General features: G+C 74.0%; 9 protein-coding genes and 1 riboswitch. Of the genes, 3 read left to right on the top strand and 6 right to left on the bottom strand.

The features are described 5' to 3' along the window. Positions 1 to 1590 precede the first annotated feature (1590 nt). Genes ACFY3L_RS32375 through ACFY3L_RS32385 form a run of 3 tightly spaced genes read right to left on the bottom strand, consistent with a single transcriptional unit; the run spans position 1591 to position 4294 of the window. Positions 1591 to 2499: a GlxA family transcriptional regulator gene (locus ACFY3L_RS32375; protein ID WP_389332584.1), complete on the bottom strand. Its 909-nt coding sequence runs from the start codon at positions 2497 to 2499 to the stop codon at positions 1591 to 1593. Beyond that, positions 2499 to 3071, bottom strand: coding sequence for an isochorismatase family protein (locus ACFY3L_RS32380; protein ID WP_389332587.1), 573 nt, complete (start codon positions 3069 to 3071; stop codon positions 2499 to 2501). The genes ACFY3L_RS32375 and ACFY3L_RS32380 overlap by 1 nt, the downstream gene beginning before the upstream one ends. Beyond that, the gene (locus tag ACFY3L_RS32385; protein ID WP_389332590.1) at positions 3068 to 4294 is read right to left on the bottom strand and encodes an MFS transporter; all 1227 of its coding nucleotides are present in this window, start codon (positions 4292 to 4294) and stop codon (positions 3068 to 3070) included. Before ACFY3L_RS32385 ends, ACFY3L_RS32380 begins: the two co-directional genes overlap by 4 nt. A gap of 75 nt (positions 4295 to 4369) precedes the next feature. Here ACFY3L_RS32385 and ACFY3L_RS32390 point away from each other — a divergent pair, with 75 nt between their 5' ends. Then, positions 4370 to 5155 (top strand): class I SAM-dependent methyltransferase, encoded by a 786-nt coding sequence (locus tag ACFY3L_RS32390; protein ID WP_389332593.1) that lies wholly within the window; start codon positions 4370 to 4372, stop codon positions 5153 to 5155. Positions 5156 to 5164: 9 nt separating this feature from the next. Further along, on the top strand, positions 5165 to 5515 hold the full coding sequence (locus ACFY3L_RS32395) for a hypothetical protein (RefSeq protein WP_389332596.1): 351 nt from the start codon (positions 5165 to 5167) through the stop codon (positions 5513 to 5515). A gap of 998 nt (positions 5516 to 6513) precedes the next feature. Here the strand turns inward: ACFY3L_RS32395 and ACFY3L_RS32400 are convergent. Genes ACFY3L_RS32400 through ACFY3L_RS32410 form a run of 3 tightly spaced genes read right to left on the bottom strand, consistent with a single transcriptional unit; the run spans position 6514 to position 9781 of the window. Then, complete coding sequence (locus tag ACFY3L_RS32400) at positions 6514 to 8022, bottom strand: precorrin-2 C(20)-methyltransferase (protein ID WP_389332599.1); 1509 nt, start codon at positions 8020 to 8022, stop codon at positions 6514 to 6516. Next, positions 8019 to 8645, bottom strand: coding sequence for a precorrin-8X methylmutase (locus ACFY3L_RS32405; RefSeq protein WP_389332601.1), 627 nt, complete (start codon positions 8643 to 8645; stop codon positions 8019 to 8021). The genes ACFY3L_RS32400 and ACFY3L_RS32405 overlap by 4 nt, the downstream gene beginning before the upstream one ends. Continuing rightward, on the bottom strand, positions 8642 to 9781 hold the full coding sequence (locus tag ACFY3L_RS32410; RefSeq protein ID WP_389332604.1) for a precorrin-3B synthase: 1140 nt from the start codon (positions 9779 to 9781) through the stop codon (positions 8642 to 8644). The genes ACFY3L_RS32405 and ACFY3L_RS32410 overlap by 4 nt, the downstream gene beginning before the upstream one ends. Before the next feature lie 99 nt (positions 9782 to 9880). Further along, positions 9881 to 10103, top strand: a riboswitch (cobalamin riboswitch). Positions 10104 to 10141: 38 nt separating this feature from the next. On the opposite strand from ACFY3L_RS32410, the gene cobN reads away from it, so the two are divergent. Continuing rightward, a complete protein-coding gene (gene cobN, locus ACFY3L_RS32415; RefSeq protein WP_389332607.1) occupies positions 10142 to 13693 on the top strand; it encodes a cobaltochelatase subunit CobN in 3552 nt (1183 codons plus the stop codon). Positions 13694 to 13723: the final 30 nt, after the last annotated feature.

The raw sequence follows: 13723 nt of genomic DNA on the forward strand, positions 1-13723 counted from the left end.
CCCGCGGACACCTCGCCCCGCGGACACCTCGCCCCGCGGACACCTCGCCCCGCGGACACCTCGCCCCGCGGACACCTCGCCCCGCGGACACCTCGCCCCGCGGACACCTCGGCCCATGGCGGCGGGAGGCAGCATTCTTGGGCCGACGCCCCGGCGCAGCCCGCCAACGCTCCGCACCTGGCAACGCCCGCTGGGCACGCCAACCGCGCCCCGGCCGACATGCCGTGCATCCCGCGCCGCATGCCGGGCCTGCCTGCATGATGGGGCGCTCGCCCGGTCCCCGGTCAGGGTGCACAAGCAGCCGATCCCGCCGGCTGGCGCACGTACCCGGCAAGGCGAACGCACCGGGGCTGTGCGCATCCCCCTGCCGGTGCGCGTGTCCGGTCTGATGTGCGCCGGGGCGGCTACCTGACTTCAGCGGAACGGACCCCGCCGTGAGCGCCCAGCCCGGCGTGCCGCACCTCAACACCGCGCCCAGCCAGCCACACGCGGCCAGTCCAGCGCGCATTGCCGGTCCGGCGCGCATGGCCACCGGCGGAGCCAGCGGGTACGCGTCGAAGCAGGTGTCCAGCGTGGTGCACGTGGCCGGGCGGCGTGGGTGAGCGGGGGCAGTGCACCGTCGGCGGGTGGACCGGCACGGGGGTGGGCGGGCGGAGGCAGGCGGCAGGGCGAAGGCAGGATGCGGCAGGGCTCGATGTGGGTGCGGGCGTGTCCCGAGAAGTGCTCCGATCGGCATGCTTCGTTGACAGAGTGTTCTTGACCTGTCGCAGGGGGTGGATGGTGACGGTGGAGGATGTGTCAGAGCTGGAGCGGAAGCGGGCGGGATAGCCGCAGCCGCAACTGGCGCCGCGATCGGAGAGGAAGCGGCGGTAGCGACGAGAACGGCGGCAGGCACCGGAGCCAGATCTATCAGCGTGGGTGCAGGCGCCGGCGTCAACGCCGTGGTCGAAGCTGTGGTCGAAGGTGGCACTTCGGCGGCGGGAGCCGTGATCGGAGCTGCGGCGGGAGCAGGCGTCCCGGCTGTGCCCTGCGGCACGGCCCGAGTCGCTGCCGGGCACGGAACGGGAGCCGCAGCAGCACGCGGCACCGGCGCAGCCGTCGGACGTGAGACCGGTGGGGCGGCAGCACGCGGTACCGACGCAGCAGCAGGATGAGAGCGCGGCGGCGGACGGGGGTGGGGCCGTGGTTGTGGAGGGCGGGGGTACTGGGGCGGCGAGGGGCGGGAGCGGGACAAGGCGTCGAAGGGTGGGCTCGCCGGCGAGGATGCGGGCGTTGCGGAGGCGGGTCAGTTTCGTGGCGTGGCGGGCGGCCAGGCCGCGGGCGCGGGCTTCGGCGAACTCCGCCCTGGCGCGGGAGCGGGCCTCGCGGCGGCGGGCGAACTCGGCCGCGGTGGCGGCGCGGCGGGCGGCGCCGTCGAGCTCGGCGATGGGTGTGGGTGGGCGTGGATCTGGTGCGGACAACGAGAAGTACGGGCGTGGCATTGGCGGCCTCCCCCCGGCCGGCGCTCGCCTCAATTTTCCCGGCCCGACAACCCTGCGTCCAGCGCCCACCGTCGCCATCCACTCCCTGCGACAGGTCAAGCACCCTCTGTCAATGGAGGCGGCGGGAGCGGAGGCGGCGGAGCATGCGGGCGTCTTCGAAGCCGGCGGCGCGGGCGGCGGATTCGACGGTGGCGCCGTGGCCGATGAGGTGTTCGGCGCGTTCGACCCGGAGGAGCTGCTGGTAGCGCAGCGGGGTGAGGCCGGTGGCGTCGCCGAAGAGGCGGGTGAGGGTGCGTTCGCTGACGCCGGCGGTGGAGGCGAGGTCGCGGAGCGGGAGGCGGTCGGTGAAGTGGGCGTCGATGACGTCCTGGACGCGGTGGACGACGTCGGAGAGGTGGGCGCGGTGGCGGAGCATGGCGCTGTCCTGCGGGTCGTCGCCGTTGCGCCGCGCGTACACGACCATCTCGCGGGCGATCTGTGCGGCGAGGCCCGGGCCGTGGCGGGTGGCGACCAGGTGGAGCGCGAGGTCGATGCCGCTCGCGATGCCGGCCGAGGTGACGACGCGGTCGTCGATGACGAAGAGGACGTCCTTGAGGACTTTGGCTCGTGGGTACCGCGTAGCCAGCCGATCCTGCAGCACATGGTGCGTGGTGCACCGGCGGCCGTCCAGGAGGCCGGCCTGACCGAGCGCGTCCGCGCCCGAGCACACGCTGGCGCAGGTGCCGCCGGCCGCGTGGTGCGCCGCGAGCCACGCGCGGGTGGAAGGACTGAGCCGGCCGTTGGAAGGGAAGCCGTGGCTGCGCCACCCGGCGACCACGATGAGGTCCGACGGTGTGAGCGGCGAAAGGCCCGTGGTCCGGCGGACCGGCAGGCCCTGCGCGGAGGGGATGTCGTCCCGCTCGGCCGCGTACTGCAGCTCGTAGTCCAGGCCGAGGTCACGGGCCGTGGAGAAGACCTGGGCGGGGCCCGCCAGGTCGAGCAGGTGCAGCTGCGGCACGAGCAGGAAGACGACCTTCATCAGCCGATGAGCTCCTTCACCGTCGCGATCGTGGCGAAGCGGCCGGCGAGGGCGTACTCGGTGCGGGCGATGACCTCGTCGGTCGACAGGGTGCGGGGGCTGGCGAGGATCTCGTCGTAGGGCAGGTGGCGCTCGTCGCGGTGCGGGATCGGGAACGTGGCGGTGGCCTCGGTGACGAACGTGACGTCGTAGCCCAGGTCGCCGGCGACGCGGGTGGTGGTCTCGCAGCACAGCTCGGTCTGGATGCCGGTGACGATGAGGTGGCGGATGCCTTCGGTGGTGAGCAGCTGCTGCAGGCCGGTGGTGGTGAACGCGTTCGCGGAGGTCTTGGTGAGGACCGGCTCGTCCGGCAGCGGCTGCAGGCCCTCGATGGGGCGGACGTGCCCGTTGCGCGGGTCGAACACGGTGTCGACCTCGTGGTGCAGCACCCAGACGACGAGGTCGCCGCGGGTACGGGCGGCGTCGATCAACGGGTTGACCGTCGCGACGATGTCGGGGTTGGAGACGGCGGCCCAGCTGGGGCGCTGGCGGAAGGACTCCTGGATGTCGATGACGAGCAGCGCGCTTCTCATGACGACGATCCTGCGCCGTCCGGTGCCTCCCCGACAGGCACGGCCGTGCCGGGCACCGGACCGATCTGGTCACGGGAAGGGCCTGCCGACATGCGCAGGGTCAGCCAGTACAACATGAGCAGCAGCAACGCGAGGGCCAGCAGCGCCGACCCGAGGACGTTGACCCCGGCCCGCGCGAGCAGGACGCCGATCGCGGTCGGGACGAGGGCGCCACCGAGGCCGGCGCCGGCGATCTGCAGCCCGATCGCCCGATCGGCGTGCGCGGCCCCGACGCGGGCGGCGGTGGTGAGCGTGAGCAGCGGGAACACGGGCGCCGCGGCGAACCCGATGATGCCGAGGCCGGTCGCGGCAAGCCAGCCGGGGCCGGGCAGCGCGACCAGGAACGCGCCGGCCGCCATGCCGGTCATGCACCCCACGATGACGCGGTTGACGCCGATGCGGTCGGCGACGGCGCCCTGCACGACGCGGCCGAGGAAGAGCATCGCCCAGTAGCCCGACACGCACACACCGGCGACCGCGTCGCTCACCCCGCGACCCTCGGTGAGCAGCAGGAACGCCCACAGGCCGGCGCCGGCCTCGACCGCCACGTAGACCCCGAACGCGACCACCTGGACCCACACCACGGGCAGCTTGAGGGTGTCCCGTCCGCGTTGTGGCGTCTCGTGTACGGGCGCCGGGGCCCTCCCCCAGCTGCGTGCCCTGACGACGAACGAGATCGACAGTGCCAGCTGGGCGGTGGCGACCAGGACGTACCCGAGGCGCCACGGCGAACCGCCGCTGATCACGGACGTCATGATGAGCGGTCCGATCGCGACACCGAGTCCGAAGCAGGCGTGCAGCCAGTTCATGTGCCGGGCGTTGAAGTTCGCGGCCGCGTACGCGTTGAGCCCGGCGTCGATCGCGCCGCCGCCGAACCCGCCGAGCAGCGCGCACGGCACGACGAACCAGAGGCTGGGCGCGAGGGCGTACCCGGCGAGGGCGAGGCTCGTCGCGGCGGTGCTGCCGGCGAGGAGCCAGCCGACGCCGACCCGCCCGAGCAGGAACCCGGCGGCGACGCTGGAGGTGAGGTAGCCGGTGGTCGCGGCGACGAGCAGGTAGCCGACCGACTCGGTCGGCACGTCGAAGGTGCCGGCCATGAACGGCCAGCCGACGCCCAGGAGGCCGTCGGGGAGCCCGAGGCTGATGAACGCGAAGTAGGCCAGCACGAGCAGCGACGTTCTCACTTCGGCGATCTTAGTCGTTTCACTATGCGGGAACGCTCTCCCAATATTAGAGACGCGAATATTAGAGTCTGGGACATGGCCAACAACGTCTACACCCACGGACATCACGAGTCGGTCCTGCGCTCCCACCGCTGGCGCACCGCTGCCAACTCCGCCGCGTACCTGCTGCCGGTGCTCCGGCCGGGCATGTCCCTGCTGGACGTCGGCGCCGGACCCGGCACGATCACCGCCGACCTGGCCGCCGCTGTCGCACCCGGACCGGTCACCGCCCTGGAGGCGACCGCCGAGGCCCTGGAGGTCACGAAGGCCGGGGTGCAGGGCGTCGCGTACGTCGTCGGCGACGTCCACGCGCTGGACTTCCCCGACGACAGCTTCGACGTCGTGCACGCCCACCAGGTGCTGCAGCACGTCGCGGACCCCGTGCAGGCACTGCGCGAGATGCGCCGGGTCTGCAAGCCGGGCGGTTACGTGGCGGCCCGGGACAGCGACTACGCGGCGTTCACCTGGTTTCCGCAGCTGCCGGAGCTGGACGACTGGCTGGCGCTGTACCAGCGGATGGCTCGCTCGAACGGAGGCGAGCCGGACGCCGGCCGCCGCCTGCTGTCCTGGGCGCGCGCCGCGGGCTTCACCGACGTGACGGCTACGGCGAGCACGTGGTGCTTCGCCGACGACGAGGACCGCTCATGGTGGGGCGGCATGTGGGCGGACCGGGTCCGCGCCTCGGCGATGGCGACGCAGGCCCTGGCGAGCGGCTCGAGCCCGTCGGATCTGCAGCGCCTGTCCGACGGCTGGCGCGCCTGGGCCGCCTCCCCCGACGGCTGGCTGTCCATCCTGCACGGCGAGATCCTGGCCCGGCCGTAAGCTCTACGGGTGGATCGCCCCCTCGTCACCGTGTGCCGCGACTGCTGCTGCGGCTCGCCGCGCAAGCACCCGGACGTCGACCACGCGGGTCAGGTCGCGCGGCTCCGCCAGGCGCTCGGGGCGGCGGGAGTGCGGGTCAGCGGGTGCCTGGACGCGTGCGCCCGGTCCAACATCGTCGTCGTGCACCCGACCCCGTCCGCCCGGCGGGCGGGTGCCCGGCCGGTGTGGCTCGGCTACCTGCTCGACGACGCCGTCATCGACGACCTGACCGCCTGGGTCGACGCCGGCGGCCCAGGGGTGGCCCCGCTGCCCGCGATCCTGGAGCTGTACCTGACGAAGGCACCCGCGGGAGGCCTGTAGCATGGACCCGTTGCGTGGGGTAACCGGGTGACCACGGGTTTGAAGATCGATTAGGAACGTTGAGGTACGGTGGAAGACAAGCGGAGCCGCCGCCGAGAACGTCAGCGCCGCCCCCGCCGCCACACAACGAACGCCTGAACGACAGCACTGCCACGAACCGACCTGCGACGCCACCACGCGCGCGTTGGTGCGGTGGTGGCTCGATCGAACCGGCGACACCCTGGTGTCCCACACGATCGAGCACCCGCCGGCCATCCTGACGCGGCCGTCCACCGGTCACCGCTGACGGCAGGAACCACTGCGGGCGTCTCCTACTCGACACCGGTGAGCTCAGGCCGGCGAATCACGAGGGTGATGACGACGAACGCGTGGGGCAACCGGGGACCGCTGGGCGGCCAGCGAGTGTGGGCGGCCAGCGAGTGTGGGCGGGCGGGGAGCGCTGGGCGGGCGGGGACGCCGAGCGGTCAGCGGGCGTGGGCAGCGGGTGTGGCGAGAAGGCCGGACGGACGGCCAGCAGACTCGGACCGGCCAGCGAGCGCGGAACGGCCAGCGGGCTTGGGTAGCGGGGACGCCGGACGTACGGTCAGCAGACTCGGGACGGCCAGCGAGCGCAGGCGGCAGGCGCGGCGGGGGCGCCGGGCGGGCGGTCAGTGTGCGCGGGGCGGTCAGTGGGCGTGGGCAGCGGGTGTGGCGGGGACGCCGGACGAACGACCAGCGGGTCGGGGCAGTCAGCAGGCGCAGACCGGCCAGCAGGCGCGGGGCGGCCAGCAGGCGCGGACCGGCCAGCAGGCGCGGACCGGCCAGCAGACGCGGACCGGCCAGCAGACGCGGACCGGCCAGCAGACGCGGGCGGCAGGCGCGGGCGGCAGACGCGGACCGGCCAGCAGGCGCGGGCGGCAAGCGCGGCAGGGACGCCGGACGGGCGATCAGCAGGCGTGGGGCGGTTGGGGATGCCGGGCGGTCAGGAGCCTAGGGCAGGTGGCGACGCCGGGCGGCGGTCAAGGGTAGCGGCGGGGGGTGAAGACGACGGGGGCGCCGTCGCCGCGGGTCAGGGAGCGGGTCTGGGACGAGCCGACGATGAGCAGGGTCCGCATGTCCACCTCGGACGGGTCCAGGTCGGCGAGGCGCACCACGCGCACGCGCTCCTGCGGGCCGCCGACGTCGCGGCCCAGGACGACCGGGGTGTCCGGGGAGCGGTGGCGCAGCAGCAGGTCGCGGGCGGCCTCGACCTGCCAGGTGCGGCTCTTCGAGCCCGGGTTGTAGATGGCGATGACGAGGTCGGCGCCGGCCGCGGCCTCGATGCGGGCGGCGATGACGTCCCACGGCTTCAGGCGATCGGACAGCGACAGCACGCAGAAGTCGTGGCCGAGGGGCGCGCCCGCGCGGCTCGCCACCGCCTGGGCGGCGGTCAGGCCGGGCAGGACACGGACCGGAACGTCCTTCCAGCGGGGTTCGGCGGCGACCTCCAGTACCGCTGCCGCCATCGCGAACACGCCCGGATCGCCGGACGACACGACGGCGACGCGGCGGCCGTCCTTGGCGAGGGACAGGGCGAACTCGGCGCGCTCCGACTCCACCTTGTTGTCGGAGGCGTGCCGGCGCTGCCGCGGGTTGGCCGGGATCCGGGCCAGGTACGGGGCGTAGCCGACCAGGTCGGAGGCGGCCTCGACCGCGGCCGCCGCCTCGGGGGTGAGCCAGTCCCGGCCGGCGGGGCCGAGCCCGACGACGACGACCTCGCCGGCGGCGACCGCGGGCGGCGCGGACCGCAGCGCCGACGCCGTCTCCGAGTGCACGCGGCTCGGCAGCAGGGCGAGCGAGAAGTACGGCACATCCAAAGGGTCCACAGTGGACAAGGGGGCGACGCGCTCGCGGGCGGTGGTGGCGCGCTCGACGTACCAGGCGTCGTCGAGGCGGCCGGCGCGCTCCAGGGCGTCCCGTACGGCCCCGAACGTGCGGCCGAGCTTCATGACGGCGGCGGAGTCGGTGCCGGCGAGCCGCGCGGCGAGGTCGTCGGCGGGCAGCGTGCCGGGCAGCACGGTGAGCACCTCGTCGCGTTCGACGAGCGGCCGGCCGAGCACCGCGGACGCGCCCGAAACGGAGGTGACGCCGGGCACGACCTCGGTCACGTAAGCGTGCGAGAGCCGCTTGTGCATGTGCATGTACGACCCGTAGAAGAACGGGTCGCCCTCGCAGAGCACGACCACGTCACGGCCGGCGTCGAGGTGCGCGGCGAGCCGGGCCGCCCACGCGTCGTAGTGCTCCTCGATGACGGCCCGGTAGTCGGGGACCTCCTCGGTGGTGACCGGATAGACGAGCGCCTCTTCGATCTGGCCCTCGCGAAGGTACGGCGCAGCGATCGAACGAGCGATGCTCCGCCCATGGCGGGCGCTGTGGAACGCGACGACGGGTGCGGCGCCGATCAGCCGGGCCGCCTTCATCGTCACGAGCTCCGGGTCGCCGGGGCCGAGTCCTACGCCGTACAACCGACCGGTGTCCACTGTGGTCATTCCTTCTCGTCCGCGATGGCGTTGACGGCGGCGGCCGTCATCGCGCTGCCGCCCCGGCGGCCGTGCACGACCAGATGCGGCAGGTCGGACGCCGCGAGCGCGGCCTTCGACTCGGCCGCGCCGATGAACCCGACGGGGATGCCCAGCACGGCCGCGGGCCGGGGCGCGCCGGCCGCGATCATCTCCAGGAGCCGGAACAGCGCCGTCGGCGCGTTGCCGATGGCGACGACCGCGCCGTCGAGCCGCGGACCCCACAGGTCCAGGGCGGCGGCGCTACGGGTGGTGCCCAGCTCGCGCGCGAGCGCCGGGACCCGCGGGTCGCGCAGCGTGCACAGGACCTCGTTGTCGCGGGGCAGCCTGGCGCGGGTCACGCCGGAGGCGACCATCTCCGCGTCGCACAGGATCGGGGCGCCGTCGCGCAGGGCCGCGCGGGCGACGCGCACCACGTCGGCGCTGTACCCGATGTCGGAGGCGAGGTCGACCATGCCGCACGCGTGGATCATGCGGACGGTGACCTGGGCGACGTCGGCGGGCAGCGCGGACAGGTCGGCCTCGGCGCGGATCGTCGCGAACGACTGACGGTAGATCTCGGCGCCGTCCTTGACATAGTCGTACGCCGTCATGACTGAAGACGGTAGCCGTCGGCGGTCGCGAGCATCTCCACGTGCCTTCCCTTCGGTGCGCCGCAGCGCCGTTCGCAGCCGACCCAGTGCACCGGCAACGCATGGTCAAGGCCGCTGAGGACGGCGGCGCGGGCGTCGGCGCGCACGTCGGCGAGGGCCTTGGCGCAGCCGGGCCGGCCGGCGCACGCGGTGACCCCGGCCCACGGCGACGCGGGATCGGTGACGAGGCCGGCGGCCGTCAGCAGTGACTCGAGAGGTCCAGCTTCTTCGACCGGCACGTCGGGCACGACGACGGTCCGCCACGGCGTGACGATGATCTCTCCCGGCGCGGCCGCGACGAGCGCCGCCGACTGCTCCGGTGTCAGCAGCCCCAGCGGTACGACCACCGTCAGCGCGACCAGTCCCCCGACCTGCGGGGTCGATCCGATCGCCGGCCCCGGCGAGCCCGCGAGCCGGCCGGCGCCCGAGCTGAGGGCGCACCCCAGGCGGGCGGCCACCCGCGCCGGGCCGTCGGTCAGCTCGGCCAGGCGCCACGCGGTGCCGCCCTGCGCCGCGCGCTCGTCGAGGAACGCCCGGGACGCCCGGAGCAGCAGCTCAGCGGAGTTGTCGCCGGCCCGGCACTCTGTCGGGGCCCCGGCGAGGAGGAGGCGGTCGCCGTGCAGGCCGACGTCGCCGCCGAGCGGGGACACGTCGCCGCGCCCGTCGTCGACGGTCACCAGGAACCGGCCGGGCAGCGCCGCCAACGCGGGGTCGGCGCACAGGCCGGCGTCGAACGCGGCCACCACCGGCCGCACGTCCAGCTCGCCGCGGCCGTCGCGGCCGCTGAGCGGGCTGGCGACGATGTTGCGGACCCGCTCGTGGGTGTCCGACGGCAGCAGCCCCGCGGCGGTGAGCCTGGCCGCCAGCTCCGGCGATGCGTCCGGCCGCAGCGCCCTGACCTGCACATTTCCGCGTGAGGTGAGCTCCAGGGCGGGGTCGCCGAGGTCCGCGGCGGCGGCACGGAGGACCGCGAGGGCGGCGACGGTCAGCCGCCCGCCGGGCAGCCGGACGCGGGCCAGCCCGCCGTCGGCCGCCGCGTGGACCTGCACGGCGCCCGGGCACCGGTCCGGAGCGTCGCGTCCACTGGCAGCCTGCACGGGCCGGATACTACTGCGCAGCGCCCCACCCGGCCCACGAAAGCCGACCGAGCGAGCCGCCCAACAGGTCACAGAGGGCCAGCTTGACTCAAGGAAGCGGGGAACGGCAGAGTTGGCGGTGCTGTACGGCGACGTGTGGAGGAAGCCGGTGTGAATCCGGCGCGGTCCCGCCACTGTGACCGGGGAGTGGACCTCCGACGACGGCCACCGGGCCCAGCGCCCCGGCGGCCGGAGACGACGGCCACCGGGTGCGAGCCCGGGAAGGCCGGAGGCGAGCGCCGATCCGGGAGCCAGGACACTCTCCGCCGCCGGACCTTTCCCGACCGACTTGGGGCGCGGACCCCGAGGGAGGACCCCGGCGTGATCCTGCTGCTGTCGACGTCCGACACCGACCTGCTCAGCGCCCGTGCGAGCGGCGCGGCGTTCCGGCTGGCCAACCCGTCCCGCCTCACCGTGGAGGAGCTGCCGGCCCTGGCCGACGGCGCCGACCTGGTCGTGGTCCGGTTCCTGGGCGGCTACCGCGACTGGCAGGAAGGGTTCGACACGCTGCTGCGCCTGTCACTTCCGGTGGTGCTGCTCGGCGGTGAGGCGCTGCCCGACGCGGAGCTGATGCGCCACTCGACGGTGCCCGCCGGCGTCGCCGCGGAGGCCCACGCCTACTTCACCGAGGGTGGCCCCGCCAACCTCGCCGAGCTGCACAACTTCCTCTCCGACACGGTCCTGCTGACCGGTCACGGGTTCGCGCCGCCGGTGAAGACCCCCGCGTGGGGACCGCTGGACCGGGATTCCAAGGCTGAGGGCCCGACCGTCGGGATCATCTACTACCGGGCGCACCACCTGGCGGGGAACACCGCGTTCGTGGAGACGCTCTGCGAGGCGGTCGAGGACGCGGGCGGGCGGGCGCTGCCGGTGTTCGCCTCGTCGCTGCGGGCCGCCCCGGCGGAGCTGCTCGACACGCTGCGGCAGGCCGACGCGCTCGTCGTCACGGTCCTCGCGGCGGGCGGCACCCGGCCCGCCGACGCGCAGGCCGGCGGCGAGGACGGGGCATGGGACGTCGGCGCCCTGGCCGCGCTCGACGTGCCGATCCTGCAGGGGCTGTGCCTCACGAGCTCCCGCGACACCTGGGACGCCAACGACGACGGGCTGTCGCCGCTGGACACCGCGACGCAGGTCGCGATCCCGGAGTTCGACGGGCGGATCATCACGGTGCCGTTCTCGTTCAAGGAGATCGACGCCGACGGGCTCACCGTCTACGTCGCCGACCGGGAGCGGGCCGGCCGGGTCGCCGGGACCGCGGTCGCGCACGCCCGGCTGCGGCACCTGCGGCCCGAGGACCGCAAGATCGTGCTGATGCTCAGCGCGTACCCCACGAAGCACGCGCGGATCGGCAACGCGGTCGGCCTGGACACGCCCGCGAGCGTCGTGCGGCTGCTCGAGGCGATGCACGCGCAGGGGTACGTCGGCGCCGACGGCTTCCCGAAGGACGGCGACGCGCTGATGCACACGCTCATCGCCGCCGGCGGGCAGGACGTGAACTGGCTCACCGAGGACCAGCTGCGCGGCAACCCGATCCGGATCTCCGCCGCCCGGTACCGGAGCTGGTTCGACACGCTCCCCGCCGACCTGCGGGAGGGGATGGAGCGGCACTGGGGACCGGCGCCCGGTGAGCTGTTCGTCGACACGTCCCGCGACCCCGGCGGCGAGATCGTCCTGGCGGCGCTGCGCGAGGGCAACGTCGTGGTGATGGTGCAGCCGCCGCGCGGGTTCGGGGAGAACCCCGTCGCGATCTACCACGACCCCGACCTGCCGCCGAGCCACCACTACCTGGCCGCGTACCGGTGGCTCGCCGACGAGTTCGGCGCGCACGCGGTCGTGCACGTCGGCAAGCACGGCAACCTCGAGTGGCTGCCGGGCAAGACCGTCGGGATGTCCGCCTCGTGCGGTGCCGACGCGGCGCTCGGCAACCTGCCGCTCATCTACCCGTTCCTGGTCAACGACCCCGGTGAGGGCACCCAGGCGAAGCGGCGGGCGCACGCCACCCTGGTCGACCACCTGATCCCGCCGATGGCGCGCGCGGAGTCGTACGGTGACATCGCCCGCCTCGAGCAGCTCCTCGACGAGCACTCGACGATCGCGGCCCTCGACCCCGCGAAGCTGCCGGCGATCCGCGGGCAGATCTGGACGCTGCTGCAGGCCGCGCGGCTCGACCACGACCTGGGCCTGGCGGACCGGCCGGGCGACGACGGGTTCGACGAGCTGATCCTGCACATCGACGGCTGGCTGTGCGAGATCAAGGACGTCCAGATCCGCGACGGGCTGCACGTCCTCGGTGTCGCGCCGTCGGGCGAGGCGCGGATCGACCTGGTCCTGGCGATGCTGCGGGCCCGGCAGCTGTGGGGTGGCACGGTCGCGCTGCCCGGCCTGCGCGAGGCGCTCGGCCTGACCGAGGGCTCGACCGCCCGCGTCTCGGTCGACGAGGCCGAGTCGCAGGCCCGCGCCCTGGTGGCGGAGATGGAGTCCAGGGGCTGGCCCACATCCGACATCACCGACATTTCGGATTCGCCGGATGTGGTACGGGTGCTGGAGTTCGCGGCACGGGAGATCGTGCCACGGCTGGCCCGTACCGGCGACGAACTGACGATGGTCCTGCACGCCCTGGACGGTGGTTATGTGCCGGCGGGGCCGAGCGGGTCGCCGCTGCGCGGGCTGATCAACGTGCTGCCGACCGGGCGCAACTTCTACTCCGTCGACCCGAAGGCCATCCCGAGCCGGCTCGCGTGGGAGACGGGGCAGGCGATGGCCGACTCGCTGCTCGCCCGCTACAAGGCCGACCACGGCTCGTGGCCGCGCTCCGTCGGCCTGTCGATGTGGGGCACCAGCGCCATGCGCACCGCCGGCGACGACATCGCCGAGGCGCTCGCGCTGCTCGGCGTCCGGCCCGTCTGGGACGAAGCGTCCCGCCGGGTGGTCAGCCTCGCCCCCATCGACCTCGCCGAGCTGGGCCGCCCCCGCATCGACGTCACGATGCGCATCAGCGGCTTCTTCCGCGACGCGTTCCCGCACGTGGTCGCGCTGCTCGACGACGCGGTGCAGCTGGTCGCGGCGCTGGACGAGTCCCCTTCCGACAACTTCGTCCGCGCCCACGTCGCCGCCGATGTGGCCGCGCACGGCGACGAGCGCCGCGCCACGCTGCGCGTCTTCGGGTCCAAGCCGGGCGCGTACGGCGCCGGCATCCTCCCCCTCATCGACAGCCGCAACTGGCGCGACGACGCCGACCTGGCCGAGGTGTACGCGGTGTGGGGCGGCTACGCGTACGGCCGCGGCCTGGACGGCCTGCCCGCCCGCGGCGACATGGAGGGCGCGTACAAGCGGATCAGCGTGGCGGTCAAGAACACCGACACCCGCGAGCACGACATCGCCGACTCCGACGACTACTTCCAGTACCACGGCGGCATGATCGCCACCGTCCGGGCGCTGACGGGCCGCGCCCCCGCCGCCTACGTCGGCGACAGCACCAACCCCGACGCCGTGCGCACCCGTACCCTGAGCGAGGAGACCGCCCGTGTCTTCCGCGCCCGCGTCGTCAACCCCCGCTGGCTCGCCGCCATGCGCCGCCACGGCTACAAGGGCGCCTTCGAGCTCGCCGCCACCGTCGACTACCTGTTCGGCTTCGACGCCACCGCCGGCGTCGTCGCGGACTGGATGTACGAGAAGCTCGCCGAGTCCTACGTCTTCGACCCCGAGAACCGCAAGTTCCTCGACGAGTCCAACCCGTGGGCCCTGCACGGCATCACCGAACGCCTCCTGGAAGCCGCCGACCGCAACCTCTGGGAACACCCGGAACAGTCCACGCTCGACGCCCTGCGCCAGGTGTACCTCGAAACCGAAGGCGACCTCGAAGACAACCACTGAGCTGCGCTGCGCTGCCGCCCCACCGCCGCC

It is taken from the genome of Dactylosporangium sp. NPDC000521 (genome assembly GCF_042898305.1).
In the GTDB taxonomy this organism is placed as follows: Bacteria; Actinomycetota; Actinomycetes; order Mycobacteriales; family Micromonosporaceae; genus Dactylosporangium.

Excerpts from the sequence above, each read along its gene's own strand:
- ACFY3L_RS32405 (WP_389332601.1), bottom strand. The coding sequence starts at position 8,645 with ATGACGGCGTACGACTATGTCAAGGACGGCGCCGAGATCTACCGTCAG.
- ACFY3L_RS32375 (WP_389332584.1), bottom strand. The coding sequence starts at position 2,499 with ATGAAGGTCGTCTTCCTGCTCGTGCCGCAGCTGCACCTGCTCGACCTG.
- ACFY3L_RS32380 (WP_389332587.1), bottom strand. The coding sequence starts at position 3,071 with ATGAGAAGCGCGCTGCTCGTCATCGACATCCAGGAGTCCTTCCGCCAG.
- ACFY3L_RS32390 (WP_389332593.1), top strand. The coding sequence starts at position 4,370 with ATGGCCAACAACGTCTACACCCACGGACATCACGAGTCGGTCCTGCGC.
- ACFY3L_RS32400 (WP_389332599.1), bottom strand. The coding sequence starts at position 8,022 with ATGACCACAGTGGACACCGGTCGGTTGTACGGCGTAGGACTCGGCCCC.